The 8,016-nt window shown below is 69.3% G+C and carries 4 protein-coding genes and 1 tRNA gene; 2 read left to right on the forward strand and 3 right to left on the reverse strand.

From position 1 onward, the window contains the following. Positions 1–478: 478 nt before the first annotated feature. The 3 genes from FV223_RS14625 to htpG form a co-directional block, all read right to left on the reverse strand. The gene (locus FV223_RS14625; protein WP_281406234.1) at positions 479–1,675 is read right to left on the reverse strand and encodes a site-specific integrase; all 1,197 of its coding nucleotides are present in this window, start codon (positions 1,673–1,675) and stop codon (positions 479–481) included. A 127-nt stretch (positions 1,676–1,802) separates the two neighbouring features. Then, positions 1,803–1,892, reverse strand: a tRNA-Ser gene (locus FV223_RS14630). Positions 1,893–1,999: 107 nt separating this feature from the next. Beyond that, entirely contained in the window at positions 2,000–3,829 is a 1,830-nt protein-coding gene (gene htpG / locus FV223_RS14635; protein WP_147727727.1) for a molecular chaperone HtpG, read from the reverse strand. Positions 3,830–4,114: 285 nt separating this feature from the next. On the opposite strand from htpG, the gene FV223_RS14640 reads away from it, so the two are divergent. Together FV223_RS14640 and FV223_RS14645 are read left to right on the forward strand one after the other, a co-directional pair. Next, complete coding sequence (locus FV223_RS14640; RefSeq protein WP_147727728.1) at positions 4,115–7,549, forward strand: ATP-binding protein; 3,435 nt, start codon at positions 4,115–4,117, stop codon at positions 7,547–7,549. Beyond that, positions 7,542–8,016: response regulator (locus tag FV223_RS14645; protein WP_147727729.1), on the forward strand; the 475-nt coding region annotated here is incomplete at its 3' end. The genes FV223_RS14640 and FV223_RS14645, both read left to right, overlap by 8 nt.

Below are 8,016 nucleotides of genomic sequence, written 5' to 3' on the forward strand. Positions count from 1 at the left end.
CTTGAGCCTCATGGTCGGCGATAAACGATGAAGGGGCCCGATCGGGCCCCTTCATCGTTCAAGCTGCGGCCGCCATTGGCCTGGTTTTACTCCGCCACAGCGGCCTGGAATTGGTCCGCCCTTTACATCCGGAAGATCATGAAAGATCTGCTTGAGTGCATTACGAGAGAGGGTTATTTGAAAATACTCTGTTAGATAAAAGTTTATGACAGGTAATTCTGGCTTTGAACGGTAGAAGCCTCTCGGCGAGATACCTCTTGAATGGATCCAATCGTACGAGATAGGGTTTTCATCCAGCGGCCATTCTTTGCTTGTAACTACCGAGATTTCATTCTTAAGACCTCCATCCACGAAGGCCCTTTTACTTACGCAAGGCAGCGAGCCGTTCCATAGCAGTGGAACAAGCAGCCTTTGGACGAGCAATTCGTCTTTCTCTATGAACAGCAGAAGGCGGTAAGCTTCCGAAAGATCTATCCGGTCATCCGACACAATACACCGCCCATGTCCGCATAAGCTCGCGCCGCTTTTCGAATAGATCCCCCCGACGGTATGCCCGCTCGACCTTGGACTCGACGGTGTGAGCCAGCGCCATCTCGACCACCTCAGACGGGAAGTGCGTGGTCTCGGAAGCCCAATCGCGGAACGACGACCGGAAGCCGTGCGCGGTGATGTCCGCCCGACCCATGCGACGCAGCAGCATCAGCATGCCCATGCCACTCATCGGCTTGCCTCGTCGGGCACCGGGGAAAACGAAGCCGGCGTCGCCGATCGTCTGCATCTGCTTCAGAAGCACCACCGCTGGGTCAGAAAGCGGTACGCGGTGCTCACGGCCGCCCTTCATCCGATCAGCCGGCACGGTCCACGTCCGGGTATCCAAGTCGATCTCCGACCAGCGTGCGCCAATGACCTCGCCCGTTCGCGCAGCGGTCAAGATCGCGAACGCCAACGCGCGGGCGGCGACGGCGTCTCGACTGGCAAGGTCGGCCATAAAGGTTGGCACATCGACGAATGGCAGCGCGGCATGATGCTCGACACGCTGTACCTTCGATCGCTTCGGGAGAAGGTTCTGCAGGTGGCCCTTCCATCGAGCCGGGTTCTCGCCGCGCCGGTAGCCGCGCGTCGTCGCCCAATCCAGCACCGACTCGATCCGACCCCGCACCCGAGTGGCGGTCTCAGGCTTCGCTGACCAGATCGGTTCGAGGGCCTGCATCACCAGGCCGGTATCGACGGCTTGCACCGGCAGATCGCCGAAGGCTGGATAAGCATAAGCTTCGAGCGTCGCCGTCCACTGCGCGGCGTGCTTGATGTTGCGCCACCCGGCACGGTGCGCCTCGATGTAGCCGGCGGCGCACGTGCGGAAAGTGATGGCACGGGCTGCCTCGATTGCAGCCTCTTGTCGGCGTCCGGCCCGAGCTTCGATCGGGTCCAGACGCTCGGCCGTCAACTTCCGACACTCCCGCGCCCGGTCGCGAGCCTCGACCAGGGAAAAGGTGTTGGCCGACCCGAGGCCCATAGCCCGAGCCTTGCCGTCGAGGGTGAACCGGAAGATCCAGCTTTTGGCCCCCTTGCCGGAGACCTGAAGCCACAAGCCGCCGCCGTCCCCATACATGCCGGGGGTCTTCAGGCGAGCTACGCCAAGTGCTGTCAGCTTACCTTGCACGTCATAGCTACCCACACTTCTACTGACATCGTAAGCGTGAATTTGCGCAAACGCCAGCGACCCGCCGCGAACGGCAGGTTGCAGAACTTGTAGCGATCTGTGTGGCTTAGTGGATGACAGCGAATAGCTGCGAATGGGGCCGTGGCGGAGAGGGGGGGATTCGAACCCCCGATGGGCTTGCACCCATGCCGCATTTCGAGTGCGGTACAATCAACCGCTCTGCCACCTCTCCGCGAGGTGCCTCGTCGAGACCGGCGGTGCCTAGCATGAAGCATCGCCGGATCACAAGCCGGAATGCGATCTTTCGATCGTCGTCGCCGGCGAAGGTCGCCGTGCGCCTCAGGCTTTCGCGGCGAGCGCCGCCGCGACGACCTGGGCGAAGGCGACCGGGTCGCGCGGGGTGTCGCCGTCCTGGATGCGGGCGAGGTCGAGGAGGGTGCCGGCGGCCGGGGCGACGGCGTCCTCCGGGCCTTCGGCCAGCGCGCGGATCAGCGGGTGGCGCGGGTTGATCTCCAGGATCGGCTTGCCGCCGCCGGCGGCGCGGCCCGCCCGGCGCAGCAGGCGCTGCATCTGGAGGTCGGGGCCGCTGCCGCCGGCGGCCAGCACCACGGCGCTGTCGACGAGGCGGTCGGTGGCACGCACGTCCGAGACGTCCTCGGACAAGGCCGCCTTGATCTTCGCGACGAGGCCCTCGATCCCGGCCGGGGGCTCGGCAGCCTCGCCGTCGCCGGCGAATTTCGAGAGGTCGAGGGCGCCCTGCGTCACCGAGCGCAGCGGCTTCTCCTCGAAGCGCGCGAGCTGCTCGGGCCAGAACGCGTCGACGTGGTCGGAGAGCAGCAGCACCTCGAGCCCGCGGGCGCGGAAGCCTTCGAGCTGGGGCGAGCGCGCGAGCGCGTCGGCGTCGTCGGCGACGAGGTAGTAGATCGCCTCCTGGCCGTCCTTCATCCGGGCGACGTAGTCGGCGAGCCCGGTCCAGCCCTCGACCGCGGAGGACTTGAAGCGCAGCAGCGGCGCGATCTCGGCCCGGCGTTCGTGGTCCTCGTAGATGCCCTCCTTCACCACCGGCCCGAAATTCTTCCAGAAGGCCTGGTAGCCCTCGGCGTCCTTGGCCCGGCTCGTCAGCTCGGAGAGCACCCGGCCGGTGACGGCGCGGCGGATCTTGGCCAGCGCCGGCGTGGTCTGCAGCATCTCGCGCGAGACGTTGAGCGGCAGGTCCTCGGTGTCGACCACGCCCTGCACGAAGCGCAGCCAGGACGGCAGCAGCTTGGCGTCGTCGGTGATGAACATGCGCCGGACATGCAGGCGAACCTTGCTCTCGCGCTCGCCCTCGACCGCCTGGAACGGCTTCATCCCGGGCACGAACAGCAGCGCCGAGAACTCGAGCGCGCCCTCGGCGCGCCAGTGCAGCGTCGCCCACGGCTTGTCGAAGTTCATCCCGACCGAGCGGTAGAACTCCTCGTACTGCTCCGGCGTGATCTCGGATTTCGGCTTGCGCCAGAGCGCGGTGCCCTGGTTGGCCGATTCCTCCTTGCCGTCCTCGACGATGGCGATCGGCACGGTGATGAAGTCGGCCCATTTGCGCACGAGGTGGTCGAGCCGGTAGCTCTCCAGGTACTCGTCGGCGTCCTCCTTCAGGTGCATCACGATCGTGGTGCCGGGTTCCTCGCGGGTCGCCGGCTCGAGCGTGTAGCTGCCCTGGCCCTCCGAGGCCCAGGTCCAGGCCTCGTCGGTGCCCGCGCGGCGCGAGGTGACGGTGACCCGGTCGGCGACCATGAAGGCCGAGTAGAAGCCGACGCCGAACTGGCCGATCAGGCTCGGCTTCTCGTCGGGCTTGGCCTCCGCCAGCGTCTGCGAGAAGGCCCGCGTGCCCGAGCGCGCGATGGTGCCGAGGTTGGAGGCGAGGTCCTCCTTGCTCATGCCGATGCCGGCATCCGAGACCGTCAGCGTGCGCGCCGGCTTGTCGGGGGTGATCCGCACCTTCGCGTCGGCGGGCAGCGCGCTCGCCGCCGAGGTCAGCGCCTCGAACCGGCGGCGGTCCATCGCGTCGGCGGCGTTGGCCACCAGCTCCCGCAGGAAGATCTCGCGGTCGGAATAGAGGGCGTGGACCACGAGATCCAGCAGCCGCCCGACTTCGGCACCGAATTCGTGCCGCTCCACCGTCTCGCTCACGTTCGTCGCTCCACTTCACAAGGCGCCGCCGGACGAAGTGGACGTCGGTTCGTCGTCGGGCAGCGCATCAGGACAGGTCCGCGCGGCGCCCGATCCCGCAGGACCCGGGGCGCGGATGCGGTGGCGATATGCCGTCGCGGCCCCGCGAATTCAATGCTGTCGGCCCCCCGCGAACCGCGCGGGCGGCGCACGATTTTTGCGTATCCCGCGCCGATCCGGCCTATCGATGCCGCACGGTCCGCGGGCCACGCCGTCCGGGGACGATTCGGGACCGACCACCACGCCATGAGCGGGCGCCAGCACATCATCCCGATCCGCCGGGACTACAACCGCCTCGTCGCCGACGAGACGCTGGAGGATTACGCGCTGCGCTTCACCGCCAAGAAGGCGCGGCGCTGGTCCGCGTTCCAGGTGGCGCAGACGGCGCTCGGCTCGCTCTCGTTCCTGGCGCTGGAGGCTATCGGCGGCACGCTGGTCCTGGCCACCGGCTTCCCCAACACGCTGGCCGCCGTCCTCGTCGTCGGCGTGCTGATCTTCGCCACCGCCGCGCCGATCACGATCTACGCCGCCCGCTACGGCGTCGACATGGACCTGCTCACCCGCGGGGCCGGCTTCGGCTATCTCGGCTCGACCGTGACCTCGCTGATCTATGCGAGCTTCACGTTCCTGTTCTTCGCCATCGAAGCCGCGATCATGGCCTTGGCGCTGCAGCTCTGCTTCGGCCTGCCGCTGTGGATCGGCTATCTCGCCTGCGCCGCGATCGTGATCCCGCTCGTCGTCTACGGCATCCGCCTGATCAGCCGGTTCCAGATCGGGACCCAACCCTTGTGGATCGGCCTCAACCTGCTGCCGCTGGCCTGCATCGCCTGGAAGGGCGACGCGCCGCTCGCGGCGCTGCTCGCCTTCCCCGGCCTCGCCCCGGGCGCGGGCACCGGGCTCGACGCGGCCCGCTTCGGCCTCGCCGTCGGCGTGCTGCTGGCGCTGCTGGCGCAGGTCGGCGAGCAGGTCGACTTCCTGCGCTTCGTGCCGGAGGCGAAGGGGCGGCAGGCGGGGCGGATCGACCGGCGCTGGTGGGCGGCGGTGCTGGCGGCCGGCGCCGGCTGGATCGTGCCGGGGATGCTCAAGATCCTGCTCGGCGCCTTCCTCGCGGTGCTGGCGATGGCGCACGGCGTCGCGCCGGAGAACGCCGCCGACCCGACGCGGATGTACGCGGTCGCCTTCGGCTACGTCACGCCCTCGCGGGAGGCCGCGCTGCTCCTGATGACCGGCTTCGTCGTGGTCTCGCAGCTCAAGATCAACCTGACCAACGCCTATGCGGGCTCGATCGCGTGGTCGAACTTCTTCTCGCGGCTCACCCACAGCCATCCCGGCCGCGTCGTGTGGCTGGTGTTCAACGTCGCCATCGCGCTGCTCTTGATGGAGCTCGGCATCGACAAGACCATCGCCAGCACGCTGCCGCTCTACGCGGTCGTGGTCTCGGCCTGGGTCGGGGCGCTGGCGTCGGATCTCGCGGTCAACAAGCCGCTCGGCCTGTCGCCGCCCGGCATCGAGTTCAAGCGCGCGCACCTCTACGCCGTCAACCCGGTGGGCACCGGGGCGATGACGCTGGCGCTGCTCGCCGGCTACCTCGCCCATGCCGGCCTGCTCGGGCACGCCCTGCAACCGTTCGCGCCGCTGCTGGCGCTCGGCGTCGCGTTCGCGGCGGCGCCGCTGATCGCCTGGGGGACGGGCGGGCGCTACTACCTCGCCCGGACGCCGAAGGCCGACTGGGGGGACTGCGAGATCGCCTGCCGGGTCTGCGAGCTGCCGTTCGAGGGCGAGGACATGGCCCATTGCCCGGCCTATGACGGGCCGATCTGCTCGCTGTGCTGCTCGCTCGACGCCCGCTGCGGAGACCTGTGCAAGCCGCACGGCAAGCTGGAGGCGCAGGCGCAAGGCGCGCTCGGCCGGATCGTGCCGGCACGCACCGCGGCCTGGATCGGCGCGCCGCTCGGGCGCTACCTCGCCCTGATGCTGACGCTAATCGCCGTGGTCGGCCTGATCCTCGGCATCGTCCATGCCGGGGCGACGCTGGAGCATCCCGAGCACCGCGCGGCGTTGCGGGCGGCGCTGACCAGCGTGTTCTTCATCCTGATCGTCATCCTCGGCGTCGTCGCCTGGCTGTTCGTGCTGGCCCACGAGAGCCGCCGCGTCGCGCAGGCCGAGACCCGGCGCCAGACCGCGCTGCTCGAGGCCGAGATCGAGGCGCACAAGGTCACCGACGCCAAGCTCCAGGCGGCCAAGGAGACGGCGGAAGCCGCCAACCTCGCCAAGAGCCGCTACGTCGTCGGCATCAGCCACGAGCTGCGCACGCCGCTCAGCGCGGTGCTCGGCTACGCGCAGCTGCTCGAAGGCGACGTCGCGATCCCGCCCGCGCGCCAGAACGGCATCCGGGTGATCCGGCGCAGCGCGCAGCACTTGTCGGGCCTGATCGACGGCCTCCTCGACATCTCGCGGATGGAGGCGGGCCGCCTGCAGATCCACCGCGACGAGATCCGCATCGCCGACGTGCTCGACCAGATCGTCGACATGGTGCGGCTGCAGGCGCAGGCCGCGGGCCTCGACTTCCGCTTCACCCGGCCCGAGATCCTGCCCGCGGTGGTCGCCACCGACGAGAAGCGCCTGCGGCAGGTGCTGCTCAACCTGCTCTCGAACGCGATCAAGTTCACGCAGAGCGGCCACGTCGCGCTCGACCTCAGCTACCGCAGCCAGGTGGCGGTGTTCACGATCCGCGACACCGGGCCCGGCATCCCCGAGGCCGACCTCGAGCGGATCTTCGAGCCGTTCGAGCGCGGCGCGACGCCGGCCGCCGCCGGCACGCCGGGGACCGGGCTCGGGCTCACCATCGCCAACCTGCTGGCGCAGGTGATGGGCGGCGAGATCTCGGTGACGAGCGAGCTCGGCCGCGGCACCGCCTTCCGCTTCCGCCTGATGCTGGCCTCGGTCTCGCGCCCCGCGCCGACGCCGCTTCCGCTGGCCGTCCCGGCCCGGGCCTACGGCGGCGCCCGGCGGACGGTGCTGGTCGCCGACGACGATGCCGGCCACCGCGCGCTGATGCGCGAGATCCTCGAGCCGGAAGGCCTCGTCGTGATCGAGGCCGCCGACGGGGCGGCATGCCTCGCCGCGGCGCAGGCGGATCGGCCCGACCTGCTGCTCCTCGACATCGCGATGCCGGGGCTCTCGGGCTGGGCGGTCGCCAAGCGGCTGCGCGAGACCGGGTTTTCCGGGCGGATCGCGATGATGTCGGCCAACGTCCACGAGATCAGCCCGATCCGCGGCGACGACGCCCCGCACGACGCGATCATCGCGAAGCCCTTCGACCTGCGCGACTTCCTCGAGCGGATCACGCAGCTGCTCGGCCTGGAATGGATGGGCACGCAGGAACCCGAGCCCGAGCCGCCGCCGGCCCCGGGCACGCCGCCGCCGGAGGCGACCGCCGAGCCGTCGCCGGAGCAGGTCGGCGACCTGCTGCGCCTCGGCCGAATCGGTCACATCCGCGGCATCGAGGCCAAGCTCGCCGAGATGGCGCAGGATGCGCGCGTGCCGGGCGCCTTCGTGGCGGAGATGCGCGGCCTCGTGGCGGATTTCGACATGCGGCGCTACCTGCGCATCCTCCAGGAGATGTCCGAGCAGGCCGTGGAGCGGACGGTGGATCGGGAAGGCCTCGCCTCGGATGCCTGAGCCGCAGCGCGACATCGTCCTCGTCGTCGACGATTCCCCCGACACCCTGAGCTTCCTCACCGAGGCGATCGAGCGCTCCGGGGCCACCGTGCTCGTGGCGGTGGCGGGCGACCTCGCCCTGGCGCTGGTCGACGAGATCACCCCCGACGTGATCCTGCTCGACGCGATGATGCCGGGCATGGACGGGTTCGAGACCTGCCGCCGCCTCAAGGCGAAGCCGCAGGTCGCGCACGTGCCGGTGATCTTCATGACCGGGCTCACCGAGACCGAGCACATCGTGAAGGGGCTGGGCGCCGGCGGCGTCGACTACGTGACCAAGCCGATCGCGCCGGACGAGATCCTCGCCCGCATCCGCGTCCACCTGGCGAGCGCCCGCGCCGCCCAGAGCGCGCGTGCGGCCCTCGACACCGCGGGCCGCACGCTGTTCGCCGTGGACGCGGCCGGCGCGGTGGCCTGGTGCACGCCGC

The organism is Methylobacterium sp. WL116, from assembly GCF_008039455.1.
Classification (GTDB): Bacteria; Pseudomonadota; Alphaproteobacteria; order Rhizobiales; family Beijerinckiaceae; genus Methylobacterium.

What these genes read in the sequence shown, in the direction of transcription:
- FV223_RS14640 (WP_147727728.1), top strand. Translation starts at nt 4,115, where the DNA reads ATGAGCGGGCGCCAGCACATCATCCCGATCCGCCGGGACTACAACCGC.